General features: G+C 35.8%; 15 protein-coding genes and 1 pseudogene. 5 read left to right on the top strand and 11 right to left on the bottom strand.

Translation table 11 applies throughout. The features are described from left to right. Positions 1–5 precede the first annotated feature (5 nt). Together FFM71_RS11610 and FFM71_RS11605 are read right to left on the bottom strand one after the other, a co-directional pair. A complete protein-coding gene (locus tag FFM71_RS11610; RefSeq protein ID WP_137612317.1) occupies positions 6–554 on the bottom strand; it encodes a glycerol-3-phosphate responsive antiterminator in 549 nt (182 codons plus the stop codon). 82 nt (positions 555–636) lie between these two features. Next, entirely contained in the window at positions 637–1,446 is an 810-nt protein-coding gene (locus tag FFM71_RS11605; RefSeq protein WP_137612316.1) for a class I fructose-bisphosphate aldolase, read from the bottom strand. 399 nt (positions 1,447–1,845) lie between these two features. Between FFM71_RS11605 and FFM71_RS11600 the strand changes: the two genes are divergently transcribed. From FFM71_RS11600 to FFM71_RS11580, 5 genes are all read left to right on the top strand, one after another. Beyond that, complete coding sequence (locus FFM71_RS11600; protein WP_137612315.1) at positions 1,846–2,499, top strand: HAD hydrolase-like protein; 654 nt, start codon at positions 1,846–1,848, stop codon at positions 2,497–2,499. After that, positions 2,492–3,283 (top strand): ElyC/SanA/YdcF family protein, encoded by a 792-nt coding sequence (locus tag FFM71_RS11595; protein ID WP_171000565.1) that lies wholly within the window; start codon positions 2,492–2,494, stop codon positions 3,281–3,283. Before FFM71_RS11600 ends, FFM71_RS11595 begins: the two co-directional genes overlap by 8 nt. Before the next feature lie 123 nt (positions 3,284–3,406). Then, positions 3,407–3,856: a PTS sugar transporter subunit IIA gene (locus FFM71_RS11590; RefSeq protein WP_137612314.1), complete on the top strand. Its 450-nt coding sequence runs from the start codon at positions 3,407–3,409 to the stop codon at positions 3,854–3,856. A gap of 546 nt (positions 3,857–4,402) precedes the next feature. Next, positions 4,403–4,837, top strand: coding sequence for a MarR family winged helix-turn-helix transcriptional regulator (locus FFM71_RS11585; protein WP_137612313.1), 435 nt, complete (start codon positions 4,403–4,405; stop codon positions 4,835–4,837). Between the two features lie 8 nt (positions 4,838–4,845). After that, complete coding sequence (locus tag FFM71_RS11580; RefSeq protein ID WP_137612312.1) at positions 4,846–5,280, top strand: GNAT family N-acetyltransferase; 435 nt, start codon at positions 4,846–4,848, stop codon at positions 5,278–5,280. Here the strand turns inward: FFM71_RS11580 and FFM71_RS11575 are convergent. The 9 genes and pseudogenes from FFM71_RS11575 to FFM71_RS13680 all read right to left on the bottom strand — a co-directional run. Then, positions 5,277–5,765, bottom strand: coding sequence for an NUDIX hydrolase (locus tag FFM71_RS11575; protein ID WP_137612311.1), 489 nt, complete (start codon positions 5,763–5,765; stop codon positions 5,277–5,279). The two genes, FFM71_RS11580 and FFM71_RS11575, sit on opposite strands and share 4 nt — an antisense overlap. 317 nt (positions 5,766–6,082) lie before the next feature. Then, entirely contained in the window at positions 6,083–6,871 is a 789-nt protein-coding gene (locus FFM71_RS11570; protein ID WP_137612310.1) for a hypothetical protein, read from the bottom strand. A 29-nt stretch (positions 6,872–6,900) separates the two neighbouring features. Then, the gene (locus tag FFM71_RS11565) at positions 6,901–8,025 is read right to left on the bottom strand and encodes an AI-2E family transporter (RefSeq protein ID WP_137612309.1); all 1,125 of its coding nucleotides are present in this window, start codon (positions 8,023–8,025) and stop codon (positions 6,901–6,903) included. A 532-nt stretch (positions 8,026–8,557) separates the two neighbouring features. After that, complete coding sequence (locus tag FFM71_RS11560; RefSeq protein ID WP_137612308.1) at positions 8,558–11,233, bottom strand: SLAP domain-containing protein; 2,676 nt, start codon at positions 11,231–11,233, stop codon at positions 8,558–8,560. Positions 11,234–11,564: 331 nt separating this feature from the next. Continuing rightward, positions 11,565–12,428 carry a helix-turn-helix domain-containing protein gene (locus FFM71_RS11555; RefSeq protein WP_137612307.1) on the bottom strand — a complete coding sequence of 288 codons (864 nt, stop codon included), beginning with the start codon at positions 12,426–12,428 and terminating at the stop codon, positions 11,565–11,567. Positions 12,429–12,655: 227 nt separating this feature from the next. Then, positions 12,656–13,561, bottom strand: coding sequence for a glycine betaine ABC transporter substrate-binding protein (locus tag FFM71_RS11550; protein ID WP_137612306.1), 906 nt, complete (start codon positions 13,559–13,561; stop codon positions 12,656–12,658). 13 nt (positions 13,562–13,574) lie between these two features. Next, the gene (locus FFM71_RS11545) at positions 13,575–14,435 is read right to left on the bottom strand and encodes an ABC transporter permease (RefSeq protein ID WP_223876540.1); all 861 of its coding nucleotides are present in this window, start codon (positions 14,433–14,435) and stop codon (positions 13,575–13,577) included. Beyond that, positions 14,428–15,639, bottom strand: coding sequence for a quaternary amine ABC transporter ATP-binding protein (locus FFM71_RS11540; protein WP_137612305.1), 1,212 nt, complete (start codon positions 15,637–15,639; stop codon positions 14,428–14,430). Before FFM71_RS11540 ends, FFM71_RS11545 begins: the two co-directional genes overlap by 8 nt. 605 nt (positions 15,640–16,244) lie before the next feature. Then, positions 16,245–16,395: pseudogene (locus tag FFM71_RS13680) on the bottom strand (IS630 family transposase); the annotation flags it as partial.

Raw genomic sequence — 16,395 nt, 5'->3', positions numbered from 1 at the left:
CTAAATCATTCCCATAAATCAACCTTACTTGTAGTGACAGCGGAAATTCCTACATCAAAAATTTCTTTAATCATTGCCTTGTCTCTGATAAAACCGCCAGCAATATAATTATGCTTATCATTCATCTTTGTTAACTGTTCAATTTCTTGTACACCACATTCAGCCGGGAGAACTTCTATAGTATCAAAGTGGTTATTTCTCAAAATATTAGCCGACCTTTTTAAAGACCGAGAATCAATCATAAACAATCGGTAAACCACTATTATTCCTAAAGCATTTGCCATACGAGCTGCATTTACATTCGTTGTGAAAATCCCATCCAAATGATACATATTTTTTAAAAGTTTCATGCCAGTACTATCTGGTTTAAATCCACCAATCAATTCCAAATCAGCGAATACTTTCTTACCATGCTTATGTACAAATTCAACTTGTGACATTAAGTTTCCAATATTGGTATCACTGATGAAAACAATTGGAGAATCGACTTCACATGCCTTTCTTAAATACTTAATTTCTCTAACCGATGGTATAACGACTGAATTCAATAACATTTTAATTACCTCAACAAAGTTTTGTCTGTGAGTCTAACGACTTATCAGCTACCTAAGCTTATTAAATTTAGGGTTACATAAACTACTTTTCTGATTTAACTTTGTTATAAATCTTAATAGCTTCATCTACGCTCTTGTCATCGTGAATAATGGCAGCTAAGGCAGCAACCTTACCTACGGGGTTGGGATCTTGAGTAATATTACGACCACAAGCAATGCCTTTAACACCAGCGTCCATCAAATTACGAACAAATTGGAAATACTCTTCATTACTTGTCTTTGGTCCTCCCAATGCAACAACTGGACGGTGTGCATTTTCAACAATCTTCTTATCTGTTTCTACGTTACCTGTCATTCTTGTTTTAATTACATCTGCACCATATTCAGCACCCAAACGAGCTCCCGTACGTACATTCATTGGGTCTCCTGATTCTTCACTAATTACCGGATAACTGTATGGCAATGTTTCTGCTAAAACAGGCATGTTCCATTCTTCACCTTGTTTTGCCAAATGAGTTAGCATTTTGTGTGAAAATTCTTCACGTCCCTTTGCTCCAGGAAATGTCATACAAACAACACCGTCAGCTCCTAATTTCAATGCATCTGTTACATCAAAAAATTCTGCTGTTTCTGGTACTGTCGGATCAAATACATTTACTGAACCATCAACACGTAATACAGTTGGAACATCAAGTAGATCTTCTTCAAACATTTGAGCTTGACCATAAGTTACTAACGCAGCATTTAAACCATATTTCAATAAATTTTTGACATTTTTAACACTGAAATCAACACCCTCAGTATTCTTTGAAAAACCAAATCCATCCAGAGCAACAATGATAGTTTTCCCATCTTTTCCAAATAGTCTTGACATACGTTTTTGTTTATCCATAACAAAATTCCTCCTAAAATGTGCAAAAAAAATAAAGAGCACCTCAGAAATTACCTATAGCATCACTGCCAAAAGGTCATTTTCCAAAGCGCTCTTTATTTCTTGCTTTGTTGTTACTTATTTTGTTTACGTCAACAATATAGTCCGTAATGTAAGCGCTGTCAACTGTGTGTTTATATTTTGTTCATTTTTCTAATAAAATATTGACTAAATTTAGTTTATAATCGCCGATACAATCAGTTTTCTCTCACTAAAAAAAATTTGATAATTTTTTTTACTTTTTTTAATAATTCATTTAAGTACAATCAAAATTGCCATCTAATTTACAGCTCATTTTCACGATAAATAAGTTATATTATAAATAGACGTTTTAATTTTTTAACAGGAGAAACTACAAATATGAAAAATTTATTTTTTGATTTTGATGGTACCATAGCCAATACTCAAGAAGGTGTCATTAATGCACTCGATTATATGGCTAAAGAAATGAATATGGAAAATTTAGGTAAAAGCACTTATACCAAATTTATTGGTCCATCCCTACCAGACGGTCTAGAAAGATATTATCCAGACTTCCCAAAATCCCGTTACCAAGAGGCCATCAAAACTTATCAGGAATTCTACAATACCAAAGGTGTTTATCAACTTAAACTCTACGATCAAATGAAAGAAACGCTCGCCAAATTACAAGCTGATGGATACAAGCTTTATGTTTCAACGGTTAAACCTGAATCTCTTGTTAAAATTTTGATACCTCATCTAGGGCTTGATAAGTACTTCTCAGGTGTTTATGGTGCATCTGACGACGAGACTACCCGCAACACTAAAAAGGCCATTCTACGTTATGGCATGGATGATGCCGGGGTTTCTGCTGTCGACACATTAATGATTGGTGACCGAATGACTGACATGGAAGGTGGTTTAGAAAATCACACTCATACACTTGGGGTTCTCTACGGTTTCGGTGATAAAAAAGAACTAGCTGAATCCGGTGCTGAACACATTGTCGAACATGTTACTGATATTCCCAGAGGAGTAAAACATTTTGCTTAGTCAATCGGATATCGAAGCATTTAATATACTAGGTGAATTCTGCGGACAACGTGACATTCCTGAATTAACAGCCACTTCCCTACAACAAAATTACGGAATTTCTCAGTCTGACGTTTTCGTTTTATTTGGTGGCAGTATTCTTTATGGCGTTGACGTTCTTGCGAAGGCCATCCAAAATAAAATCGCAAAAAAATATATCATAGTTGGTGGATTCGGTCACACAACGGCCACTTTACAACAAACTGTTGCTAAGCAATATCCTGACATTGCTACTAGTCAAATGCAGGAGGCTGATATTTTTGCAGCGTTATTGAAGAAACGATTCAATCTTCAAGTAGATTATTTAGAAACTGAATCGACTAACTGTGGCAATAACATCACCTACATGTTGGACCTTCTAAAAAATGAGCAGGTCAATTTTCAATCAATTATCTTGGCTCAGGATGCAACAATGCAAAAAAGAATGTCAGCTTGCTTGAAGAAATACGTTGTAGCCGACGTGCAAATAATTAATTTTGCCACCTATCAAAATCAATTGATAATAAAAAATCAAAAGGTATCTTTTGCCAAAGAAATTCCTGGTATGTGGGCACCCGAAAGATATATGAAGCTTTTGATGGGTGAAATTCCTCGATTAACCGATGATGTTAATGGTTATGGTCCCCGGGGCAAGAACTATATCAGCCACGTTAATATTCCTAAAAAAGTCCAAGACGCCTATCTTTTTTTGAACGATAAATACCCAGAAATCAACCGTCCCAGCAATAATTTGTATTCCTCTTAAAAAAAATTTCACTTTTCCCTTGCTATGAAACGCGTTCGATAGAATATCATACTTTGTGTAGAGAAGTTAAGACATGTCAAACTACTTCGTTGAATTGAAAAAAATGCAAGGGAGATAACCATTATGTTTAAAATTTTTAGAAAGAACCACACAACAGCAAATATTGAATTACAAGATAACAATCAATTAAGTGCCTTAAAGTTAGCCGCTGAAAAAGCCGCCGACGAGTTCAGTGTTGATAAACAAAATATTCAAAGCAGTATTTTTGCTAGTGCAGCCGCTGGTAATATTATTATCGAAAACCGTGCCGTATTCATGTACGCAACCAGTGAAAAGAAGAGTCGGGTCCACACAATGATGTTGACATTTAAGACACCTGTTGCTTGGGGCAATGACAAAACACCTATCGACTACTTGATTGTGGGCATGTTCCCAGAAGATTCTGATCAAAATACTGTCGATGCTGTAACTGAGAAGATTACTAATATTATGCATGATAAATCAGAACAACTTGATGATATTAAGTTTAACGATGGCGACTTGAATAAGTTGAATCAAGCATTTACAGACTAATTTAGGTTATTGAAGGATGCCGTTTCCAGAGCTGAGAGTATTCAATTGCTGCGCGGAACGGCCCGAGCCTGGGAAGCGGTCTCGGACCTCGGTTGAAGCCTCGCAAAACCCGCGAGTCTTCAACGCGCCCGGTGGTGTAATTGCTGAAGCAATAACGCCACTTTCGCTGCAAATGAATACTCTCAGCTCTTCCAACTAATTTATTTTTTTAATGGCAGGAACAATAAATTAAGATTTTTGATTATTTAAATCGGGCTTTAAATAAATTAGCTCTAGGTCTGTAACTACAACGTTTATATCACTTTTTCACCTTTCAACCTTCAGATTTATATATAATTAATAAATAATTATCACTGAAACTTCTGTTTTAACCACTGTTATATTAAGTTTTCATCTTTCAGTATTTAAATATTTTAATAAAATGCAAAAGAACAAACTAAGAATCAATTTGCTTTGATTTTTAGTTTGTTCTTTTTTGACAATGTAGTGGACTTTGTCCACTAAAATGCTATAATAAATTCCATTAACCTTTAGGAGATGAATTATTTGCTAGATAAATCCGAGATATCTTCCATTAGAAACTTTAACCGAGATTACACCAAACTGCTTGGTATCATGAATAAGAAAGTTCTCAATACTCCTCTCAGCTGGACTGAAGGCCGGGTTCTACTAGAAATTTCTTTCAATAATGATAAAACCCCTATCGAAGTCGCCACTAATTTGGATCTCGATAAGAGTTACACCAGCCGAATTCTCAACCGTTTTGAAAAAAATAATCTCATCAGAAAATCTCCGTCGGCCACTGATTCGCGTTCAGTTGAACTGAGTTTAACTACTGATGGTCAAAAAATGGTTAAAGAATTAGACGAACGTTCCGACCAACAGATCAAGGATTTGTTAGCTGACTTATCAACAACTGAGCAGCAACAATTCTTCCAATCCATGGCTATATTAGACAAATTACTCTTTACTAGAAAGTAGGCACCACTATGTGGGAAACAAAAACTTTTTCAGAACTAACTACCAAAGAACTTTATGAAATTCTTTATCTCAGAACTAAAATTTTCGTTGTTGATCAAGAACGAATTTATCAAGAAGTCGATGAACATGACTTGGAAGCCATCCATATTTTCAACATGATCGATGGCAAGGTGGCTGCTTACGCTCGTGTATTCCCACAAGGAAATAATGTTACTTTCGGACGTGTAGTCACTGACCTAAAGTATCGCAACCGCGGCTTGGGCAAAGAATTAATGGATTATATTTTAACTGCGGTTCAACACAACTTTCCTAATAAAGAAATTGAAATCGAAGCCCAAATACAAGTTCAAGATTTTTATAAGAAGTTTGATTTTGAGAGCCACGGTAAAACATTCCTATTCAATCACACGCCTCATATCAAAATGACTCATCCGGCAATTTAATGTAGGACATTCCAGTGAGTATATTTCGTATCGGTTGCTACAAATTTTTTCAGCAAAATAAACTCTTTGGCTTTCAAAACTAATGGAGAACTGTTTTCCAAATTCAAATCCTCAATATCTTTCCACTTGGAACCAATGGCGTCTTGACCGATAAATTGCTCATTTTTTATACGTGGAGTACCGGAATAATCGTCAATCAGATAAAATGTGCAGACGTGATTATTCCAAGTAAAATGTTGATACGTCCACGGATAAATAAAGCTAATCGTCCCCAATTGTTGAAAATGTAACGTTTCTAATCCAGTTTCTTCCCTAACTTCACGAACGACCGCTTCACTCAAGGACTCCCCCTCATCCAGACTGCCACCGGGTAAATCATATCTTTTAACATAGGGACCAGCATTCTTACCGATAACTAATAATTTATTGTTAGCTGAAATAATCCCGTACGCCCCAAATGCGAAATGAACTCTTTTATGACTCATAATTAACACCTCAAACTTTAATATGATTCAAATTCACTAAAAATTCAAATAAAAGCCTTTGAGAACATAGTCTCAAGGGCTTTTTATTCGAATTATCTGAAAGGTAAAGAATGGTAAAGAATTAATATAACCATTATTTTTACAGACCTAGAAATAATTTATTTAAATAATCAAGGGTCTTCATTTTATTGTCCCCACCATAAAAAAATTAGTTGGAAGAGCTGAGAGTATTCATTTGCAGCGAAAGTGGCGTTATTGCTTCAGCAATTACACCACCGGGCGTGTTGAAGACTCTCAGCTCTGGAAACGGCATATACCTAATTAAAAAATCCCAACACTTTAATTACACCCATCGACAAGACAATACTGAGAATGGCATGAAACATGAACAAGACCGAAAAGGCAATAAAGTACACTGAACCACTAATTATTGCCGTTCTTAAATTAAAAACATAAAAAATTGATCCGAACACTATCAATGTGACGACCCATGGCAAAATGCCTTTATTCACTGTCATGAAATCGTTACGGCTCAAATCATACCCAGTACTGGCAATCATAATTGTCAAAATAATATAGATAATTATCATCCCCCATGAAGCATTAGCAAAACTTGATTTCAAATTATCCAGAACTGAATCAAAAATCATGCTAGCTGATAAAGTCGTATTGACATTCAAACTCTGTGTCAGGGAACTGATACTAAATTGAGCATTTAACAAATATTTTTGTAATAAAAACAATGCCATTGAGCACATGTAATATGGTGCTAATCCAATGAAAAAATTACCCAGCATCTGATAAACGTTGCGGTCATTCCAACGATGATCGACTGACCCCAAGGCTCCAGATTGTCGGTAATTTAAATTCAGTAGTTGGACATGGGTCACTTTATGTCCAAATAAGTACGCAAACATGGCATGTCCCAACTCGTGAATGATTACTCCGAGTCCACCCACGACTAACTGACTATTATTACCCAAATTATCAACTAAGATAACTTTGGACAAATGACCTAACCATGAAGTTATCAATGATGTCAGGTAAGGTACTAAGGTAAAGACGGCAACAAAAGTTATCACAAATCCAAAATAGTTATTCCACACACTAATCTCTCCTTGTGTAATTTCGTCAATTATACCTTAGCTTGATTTTCTAAACGACGATTTGCTTCATTCTTAAACAATTGATAAATTGTTGCAGCTACAGGCACACCTAATAACATTCCTACGATGCCACCAAGTCCACCACCAACTGTGATGGCTGCTAAAACCCAAATTCCTGGTAGGCCAATTGATGTCCCGACCACACGGGGATAAATCAAGTTACTTTCCAACTGTTGTAAGACGATGATAAAAATCACGAACAAAACTGCTTGTAATGGTGAATCTACTACAATCAACAAGAATCCAACTACCCCACCTGCCCAAGCACCAAAAATTGGTACTAACGACGTGATTCCAACGAATGCACCGACTGATAAAGCATAGGGAAACTTGAATAGTAACATTCCTAGGGCGCAAAGTGTCCCAAGAATAATTGCTTCGGTTACTTGTCCAACAATAAAACTGCTGAACATATTATTAGTAATATCTAAAACATATTTGATTTTCTTACGGGTATTTTCTTTAATAAAAGCTCGGCCAGCCTTGTTAACTTGAGCAATCAACTTTTCTTTAGTTGCCAGAGTGTAAATTGCAAACGTGATAGCCAAAATAAAATTGAAAATACCTTTACCTAAGCTAGTAACGATTTTAAACGTAGAACCAAACAAGCCACTAACGCCTGTTGTCAAAAATTTCATAACTTTTGTTTGAACTGATGTCCAATCAACATCGATACCTTTCAATTGGTCAGGTACCGCCGAATGACTGTTTATTTTTTCCGCCAACTTTGAAATATCTGAGAATAAGGCTGGAATTGACTTGAAAAATTCCATCAGTGCCCGGATAAACTGTGGCAATACCAAACGAAAGACACCCGTCATAACCAAGATAACAATTACCAAAGTAATCAGGATCACAATTCCACGACGACTATTCTTTAGCCATTTTAATTTAGTATTGGGAAAAAAGTGCTTTTCCAATTTAACAACCAAAATATTCAAAACATAGGCCAATACCCCACCTAGGATCAGTGGCAACATGATACTGAGCAGACTTAAAAAGATATTATAGATTTGACCAGGATAGATTAAGCCAACTAAAACAAGTACGACAATCAGGCCATACCTAATAACATTTCGACGATTTATTTCCACATGCGAATCCCCCGAAGTTTATTTTTCACTGCCGCTTCCGGGTGTTAATGATTTTTACCCGCTATGGGGACCGGTCCGAGCCTGAGAAACGGTCTCGAACCTCGGTTTGAAGCCTTCCACAACCCGGTAAGTCTCCAAACACGTCCCGTGAAGTAAGGACTAAAGTCCTAACTTCACCTCCATTGCGGGTAAAAATCATTAACACCCTCCAGCTAGAATATTTACAAATGATAATTTATTAAACTATCTTAACAAATTATCAGTATTATTTGTAATTACTAAGCAGAATTTAAGAGTAATTATAGGTAACTGAAGGTTGAAAGACGAAAATTAATATAAACATTGTTATTTGAAGACTCGCGGATTTTGCGAGTCTTCAACCGAGGTCCGAGACCGCACCTTGGCTCGGGCCGTTCCGCGCAGCAATTGAATACTCTCAGCTCTGGAAACGGCATCTTTCAACCTTTAGTAGGTAGCTATAATGATTTATTCCAAAAAAAAAATCAACCTCTCGGTCGATTTTTAATAATTTCTATTGAACAGTAACAGAATCCATCCGTACAAATTCATCTGTTGCAACACGATAATACCCAATACCACCAATGTTTACGGTTCTATCTACCTTATAACTAGCATTAGCGGGTAAATTATTTGTTAAAGTATTGCCACGTTCATCATACAAATTTGTTTGTTGATTAGTATGAACTATTATTTCATCATATTCATACTCATATATACTATCGGCACTGACAAATTCATTAGTAGCGACTCGGTAATATTTTGTGCCATTAATAGTGGCTGTTCTATCAGATACCCAATCTGAACCAGCTCTCAATGCACGATTCAAGGTTTTACCCTCAGCATTAACTAGAATTCCTGTATCACCTTGATATACACGTACATACACTTTATTTGCCGTATAAACATAAACATCATCAGCCTTGACCCACTGGTTAGTGCCAACACGGTAATATGTTATTCCATTAAGTGTAAGTTGCTTATCATTTTTCCAACCAGTGTCTGGTGCCAATGTTTGACCATCTATAGCTTTGCCATCTACATCATACAGTTGTACTGCTGGTTGATCCTTAAAGGTTGAAATAGTTTGATCGATAGTTGTTGTGGTACCAGTATCCGGAGAGGTAGTATTTGAACCTGAGCCAGATCCGCCACTGCTCTTTACAGGTTTGTATACCGCTGTTATTGAAACCACGTCAGCCGGATCCGGTGCAACACTATACGTTGAACTAAGAAAACTAGCAATACTCTTTGAAAGACTTTCTAGTGTGACATCATCACTTAACTGTAAACCATTTTCCTGTGCTGTCTGATTAGTTATTAAATCAGTCAAACTAATATTATTCAAAGCAGCATACGAAGGATCATCTGGATCTCCTACGATCACATCTCCCAATCCCGTAATCATTGTTTTATCAAGATTAAGCTCTCGATTAAATGCAAATTTGCTCATTGCATCCTGATTATCACTAGTATCAAAATACTGAGGTCTACCTGCATTAGGTAGCAGTGCTTCAATCTGGGATTTACCAATTACACTTCCGCTTTCTTCCTGTTCTGTTATATCAATAAGCGCAGGATCAATCGGCGAAACGACCACTGGTACAATTGGAATACTGTCAGCTGAATACATAGGTACTGTAACTATGTTGCCAATTGCTTCCAAAGCAGCGTCAGTGCTCTCAAATCCAGGGTAATCGGTATAGCCAGAATGCCCTTTCCAATCTTCTGTTAAAGTCACTGTTTTTCCTTCAACTCCGGTAACAGAATTCTTACTAATATCCTTATGACTATCCTTTTCATTTTTGGCATTATACTGATACTCGATTTTAAATGTAACCATGTGCTTGAGATTAACAGTCCACGTTGTTTTATCAGTATCATGGGTTCCATCATACAATTCATATAAACCCTCGTTTGAAAGCGGGTTATCAGGATTAGATGTATCTACCCAACCATTTGCACCCCAGACTACTCCACCAGAATCAGTTTCACTCCAATTATCTTGCAACCATGTATCTTTTAAAATATCATTCTGATTAACAGTTATTGACTTCAATTTAGTACCACTCAACATGAAGTGTGTACCATTACCTTTGCCATTATTTATATAATCTTTCGCACCCATCATGTTAGTATGGGTCAAATCCAGATTAGTTAAACTCGTACAGTTCATAAACATTTCTAAAAACATTTTTACCGCAGATGTATCCAAGCCTGACAAATCCACACTGGTCAAGGCATTATCAGTTCGAAACATCGATTGTATAGTTGTTACATTAGGAACTGTAAATCCAGTCATATTGATTGTCGCTAAATTCTTATCCTCCTGAAACATACTTTCCAATTTAGTTCCTGTATCAACTGTTGTCTTAAAATTAGAAACATCCAAGGAAGTCAAACTAGTACAATTAGCAAACATAAATGAATAATCAGTGACGTTAGACGTATCCAAGTTATTCAAATTATCAACTTTAGTTAGATTTGAAAAACCATTAAATAGATTTTCCAAACTAGAGCCAGCAGTAACTTTACCAGCAAAGTTAACTTCCGTCGTAGTATCCTTATAAGCTGCCAAAGGGCTATTCCCCTTTGAATCGGATTCTAAAGTACCACCATTAATTGTCAGAATTCCATTGTTCTCAGAAATATTATCTGATTGAACATTAGTATTCTCCACCACTGGTGTAACAGGTGCCAATGACTGTGCCTGTGTATTAACAGTATTATTCTGTTGATTGGATAACATGTTCGGCGTTGTTACTTGTGATTGAATATTTTGTGTTTGTGCATTCTGTGTTTGCGTATTTTGCGTTTGAACATCAGAAGTAGCTACTCTTGATTCATTACCCTGTGTATCTTGATTATCATTGTTAGCAATCGAACTCTGCTGACTTTGGGTTTGACTAGAATTATTTACTGCATCCTGTAACTTAGCGTTAGTATTACTATTACTATTACTATTACTATTACTATCATTATCATTGTCAGTATTTGTACTTTGTACTGTGGTTTGTTGAGTGTCATCTGTACTAATAGCTGCATTAACTGTGGTTAAATTTGTTGTACCAAAAAGTATAATACCTCCAGCTATAGATAAAGCAGACGCAACAACCCAATTCTTACCTGACTTATGAAGTCTCTTACGAATTATTGCATTAGGGTTTTTTTTCAATTGTATAAATCTCATATTACATACCTCCCCTTTTATTGATATTGTATATCAATATCAGTCGAAACGGGCAACGTTTTCATGACTAAGTGCATAATTTGGCACAAAAATAATTGTGCTCATTTCTTCTTGAACGACAAATAGGTCAGTACCACATAATTCAGTTCTTATTCACTAACTAGCACCTTGTATATAAAATAAAAATAGATTGAAATATCATTAAACACGAAGTATAAACCTGCGACAAATCATAACTTTTTTTCTACCCCAAAGAGGCACTGCAATCCAAAATTGGATTGCAGTGCCTCTTTGTTTTAATGATCAAAGGTTGACCATTTCTTGTCCCACTCTAAAGCTTATTGCTGGCAACCCAGCGTTTTATAACTTCAATCTCTTTAGTATTCTGATTAAATTCAGAAAATACCAAAGCCTTATTCATATATCCACGTACTTTCTTATTACTACCATTAACGCGACTTTCGTTCATGGCTAACTGGGCATAGATTCTCGCAATATAGTAAGTAACATGATTTTCTGAACAGACCTTAACACCATATTTTAGCAACGCATTTGCGGACTCCAAATCATTACGTTCGGAATAATACAATGCACAGTAGAAAATAATATTGATATAACGCCAAATTTTCGACACATCATCAATTGACATCGTATAAATATCATTAAAAACTTTACTAAAGTAATATTCACTCTTGCTGTCATCACCTTGCTTGGCATAAACCATTCCCATGCCAACAAATGACAAGAAGCTAAAAATTGTTTCCCCCTGAGCATCTAATTCCGACAAAATTCGATTAAAGTCAAATACTGCATCAAACAGATCTCCGCCATCCAAAACATTTAAATAACCTTTTAAATAGTAATACTGCATCAGAGCATCTTTATCATGTTCTAAGTCATCAACGTTGATTGCATTAATAATCTGCCAAGAATCATCATACTCTTGAATAATTAAGTTAAATTCAGCTTTATTCATTTGTTTAATTACTTGTTGGCTCTTACTATCGGTTACCCCAATAATGCTATCTAGTGATAAACCTAGACGATTACACAATTGAATTAATATTTTCAGTGATGGTATCTTACCGTTATTTTCAAACTTACTCAAAGTTGCCTGTGTACAGATTCCGTTACTCAATTCCTTCTGGGAGAGACCAAGCTCTTTTCTTTTATCAATAAACGTCTGTATATCCACGCCATCGCCCCTATATAAATATTTTATATATTATTAAGATACAATTATTATATACCCTAGTTTATGTCATGTCATTGTTCGATAAATTCTTGTAGAAGTTCGTATTGTATATAAATGTTATTTCATATGATATATACAATATAAAGCCCCAAAAAATATTCCAATACTACGTGAAACAATAACTTTGATACAAAAAAAGTCGGAATTTATTCCGATTTTTATTTATTTTACTTATTTTTCAAATCTTCAATGGAATTAATATTAGTCATATATTTTGGCACTGCTAAACCAACTTTAGCTCCATTCAAATTAGGTCCCAAATCATCAAACCTGCCTTTGTAATCCTTATAGAAGAGGCCCGAAGTCTTAGGTAACCAAGCACTGACCTGTGCATCAGCAGCTCCGGTTGCGATTGAGGCCCAAACTGGTTGAATCTCCATCGCTTGAATCGTCACCTTGTAACCTTGATTTCTCAAAACTTGAGCAATCACATTCGTTGAAGCAATTTCAGAATCCCAGGCCACATAAGTCATCTTCAGTGATTGACCATGAACCTTTTTGACCCCTTTAGTCCATTCACCAACCAATTTAGGATTGGCCTTGATCCACTGTTTAGCGGCTTTCTCAGGGTCCATTCCGTCATTGACCTTCAACATAACTTTTGACATTTGAGCCGGAGTCCAATGAAAACGATCTAAAATTTTATATGCTTCTGGTTTGTCTGTTTTTAATCCTTTACGAACAATAGTGTTGATGTGTTCAGCCTTACCATAGACATTTTTCGGATCCTTCAAAAACTTGATTGGATATTTAGTAAACATCCAATGTGGCTGCCAACCAGTAACGACAATAGGACGTTTGTCTTGAATAGCTTTGTCCAAAGTACTAGTCATGGCAGCTGTCGAACTAGTCTGTAATTGCCAGTTATCTTTGTCCAATCCATATGACTTCAAAGCAGTCTGTGTTGATGACATGATACCAGCACCAGCATCAATACCGGTAATCGTATAGTTGACCTGTGATCCCAATTTTTCTTTATTATTGTATGGAGCAGTTTGAGAACTGCAGGCGGAAATAATTGGGATAATCAGCAAAGCTAGTAAGAAAAGTTTAATAAACTTTTGTTTCTTCAAATAATCCCTCCTATTATTTTCTGTGTGATCTCGTTAATGATTGTGTCAAACGATCCAAAATTATTGCCAGGATAACGATAGCCAAACCTGCAGCAAATCCATTACCAGCATCATTTCTACCAACGGCAAAGTAAACTTTGGTTCCTAAGCCCATGGCACCAATCATTGAGGCGATAACAACCATTGATAATGAAAGCATCATACTTTGGTTAACCCCAGCCATCAAACTTGTTTTAGCAAGCGGTAATTCAACTTTAAATAGCTTTTGCCATTCAGTCGATCCAAAAGAATCGGCAGCTTCAATCAGTTCATTAGGAACTTCTCGAATACCCATATTTGTCATTCTAACCGTTGGTGGCATAGCGAAGATAACAGACGCAACAATACCTGGAACCATCCCAATACCAAATAATGCAACCGCTGGAATCAGGTAAACAAAAGCTGGCATTGTCTGCATGAAATCAAGAATTGGTTTTAAAATAATTTCAGCTGTGTGGCTCTTAGCCATCAAGATACCCAATGGAATCCCGATTACCAAGGCAATCAGACTAGACGTCAATACTAACGTCAATGTTTGCGTCATATCACGCCAGAAATCTAAATTCCAAATCATCAATAAACCGAGAAGCTCAAATATCAGTAAGCCCCAGTTTTGTTTATCACGATTGACATAAAATGTTAACGCTAAAACTAAAACGATAAATAACCAGATTGGAATTAGGTCAAAGACCCATTGAAAGGCATTATTGATTGAGCCGATAAAATTAGTTATTGCGTTGAAAAATCCTGTGAATTGCACCAACCAGTCGACGAAATTGTCGATCCAGTGAGCTAATGGTAATTGTGGAATACTTCCTAAAATTAGACTATTCAAAATCACTCACCTCATTCCCTGCTAAGGCACCAAGTACAGCACCACGCACGATAATTCCCAATAATTGCTTCTTATCGTTGATAACAGCAAATGGAATTCCAGTTTGTGAAATATCATCCATCAAATCAGAGATAGGCGTATCTTCCGAAGTTGTTGGAACTTTTGTTTGAACGATCGATGTTAAATCGCCATTCTTATCTCGCACCAGTTTAATCACATCATTAGCATCGACGATTCCGAGTAAGTTACGGCGACTATCAACTACATAAGCAGTTGAAACTTCAGTATCCTTCATCATCTTCAAGGCTAAACGTGGACCCGCTTTTTCGATATTAACAATGGTTGGCCGAATCATTACGTTTCCGGCAGTAAGAACTTTACTACGGTCAACATTTTCAATAAATTCTTCAACATATTCGTTAGCTGGATGCGTCAAAATATCTTCTGGAGTACCAGTTTGAATTACCTTGGCATCCTTCATAATCATGATTCTGTCACCAATCTTTAAAGCTTCATTCAAATCATGACTGATAAAGATGATTGTCTTGTGTAATCTTTCTTGGATATCCAATAACTGATCCTGCATATCAGTTCTGTTCAACGGATCAAGAGCTGAAAAAGCTTCGTCCATCAATAAAATTTCAGGATCATTGGCTAAAGCACGAGCCAATCCCACACGCTGTTGCATACCACCTGATAATTGGTCAGGATACTCATCGTTATAGCCGGTGATCCCAACAGTCTCAAGGGCCTCATTGGCCTTTTGTTCACGTGTCGTCTTATCGACTCCTTGAATTTCCAATCCATATTCAGTATTTTCCAAAACTGTTCGATTAGGTAATAATCCAAAATTTTGAAAAACCATGCTCATTTTCTTACGACGAACTTCACGAAGCTCTTTTTTATCGATCTTCATCAAGTTCTCACCGTCGATCAAAACCTCACCTTCAGTAGGCTCAATCAAACGATTGATCATTCTAACTAAAGTTGACTTACCACTACCGGATAGACCCATGATGACAAAAATTTCACCATCATAAATTTTAAAACTTGCTTGATCCACACCAATCGTGGCACCTGTCTCTTTAAGTATTTCTGTTTTATCTTTTCCTTGACGGCTTAACTCTCTGGCTTTATTAATATGTTTACCAAAAATTTTTGTTAAGTTTTTGACTTCTACTTTTGTACTTTTTTGAGTACTCATTAAATCCCCCATTCTTGGAATTGAAAATGCATACTTGCTGTGAAGTATGCATTATATGAAAATAAAAAAGCTATTATTTAAACAATGTAAATAACAGCGGCCTACATAACCGTAACAAATATAATTTTCTTATGCAAATTATCAATTTTATTGTAAGCATTTTTATTGACAAAATTGACCTATTTTTTAATTTTTAATCATTGCTGTATAGCAATGACAGTATAGGATTGCGAGTTCTGATATTTTGGAATAAAAGAAAATTTAATTATTTTAGGTTTTTAATTATAAGTTCCAAGATTGAAGGGTGAAAAATTAATATAACTATTGTTGTTACGGTTCTGAAGCTAATTTATTTAAATAATCAGAGGTCTTCATTTTATTGTTCTGCCATAAAAATAAATTAGTTGGAAACGGCATATTTAACTAAAACTTCAACCCTCAGTTATAGGAACTAAAGGTTGAAAAGTGAACAAACAATATAACCGTTCTCGTTACATGTCTAGAGCTTACTTATTTAAATAATCATAAGTATTCGTTTGCCGTTTTATTATTACTGTCGTTAAAAAAATAAACTAGTGGGGAGTAGCTCTCATATTTATATTTAATCAACCTTCAAGTTTTGGATAAAGTGAATGTAATTTTATACGTGCATCTGCTGTTGTGAATTGCCAATCTATTGATAAATTTTTAGCATTACGTTCACTACACCATGCTGCTACTTCTTGTTTTAATTGTTCCATTTCTGGAATTCGCCTG

Origin of the sequence: Companilactobacillus huachuanensis (genome assembly GCF_005404815.1) — a bacterium.
GTDB lineage: Bacteria > Bacillota > Bacilli > Lactobacillales > Lactobacillaceae > Companilactobacillus > Companilactobacillus huachuanensis.
This window is presented reverse-complemented; position numbering and strand designations above follow the sequence as displayed.

What these genes read in the sequence shown, in the direction of transcription:
- FFM71_RS11600 (WP_137612315.1), top strand. Translation starts at nt 1,846, where the DNA reads ATGAAAAATTTATTTTTTGATTTTGATGGTACCATAGCCAATACTCAA.
- FFM71_RS11575 (WP_137612311.1), bottom strand. Translation starts at nt 5,765, where the DNA reads ATGAGTCATAAAAGAGTTCATTTCGCATTTGGGGCGTACGGGATTATT.
- FFM71_RS11560 (WP_137612308.1), bottom strand. Translation starts at nt 11,233, where the DNA reads ATGAGATTTATACAATTGAAAAAAAACCCTAATGCAATAATTCGTAAG.
- FFM71_RS11610 (WP_137612317.1), bottom strand. Translation starts at nt 554, where the DNA reads ATGTTATTGAATTCAGTCGTTATACCATCGGTTAGAGAAATTAAGTAT.
- FFM71_RS11590 (WP_137612314.1), top strand. Translation starts at nt 3,407, where the DNA reads ATGTTTAAAATTTTTAGAAAGAACCACACAACAGCAAATATTGAATTA.
- FFM71_RS11540 (WP_137612305.1), bottom strand. Translation starts at nt 15,639, where the DNA reads ATGAGTACTCAAAAAAGTACAAAAGTAGAAGTCAAAAACTTAACAAAA.
- FFM71_RS11580 (WP_137612312.1), top strand. Translation starts at nt 4,846, where the DNA reads ATGTGGGAAACAAAAACTTTTTCAGAACTAACTACCAAAGAACTTTAT.
- FFM71_RS11605 (WP_137612316.1), bottom strand. Translation starts at nt 1,446, where the DNA reads ATGGATAAACAAAAACGTATGTCAAGACTATTTGGAAAAGATGGGAAA.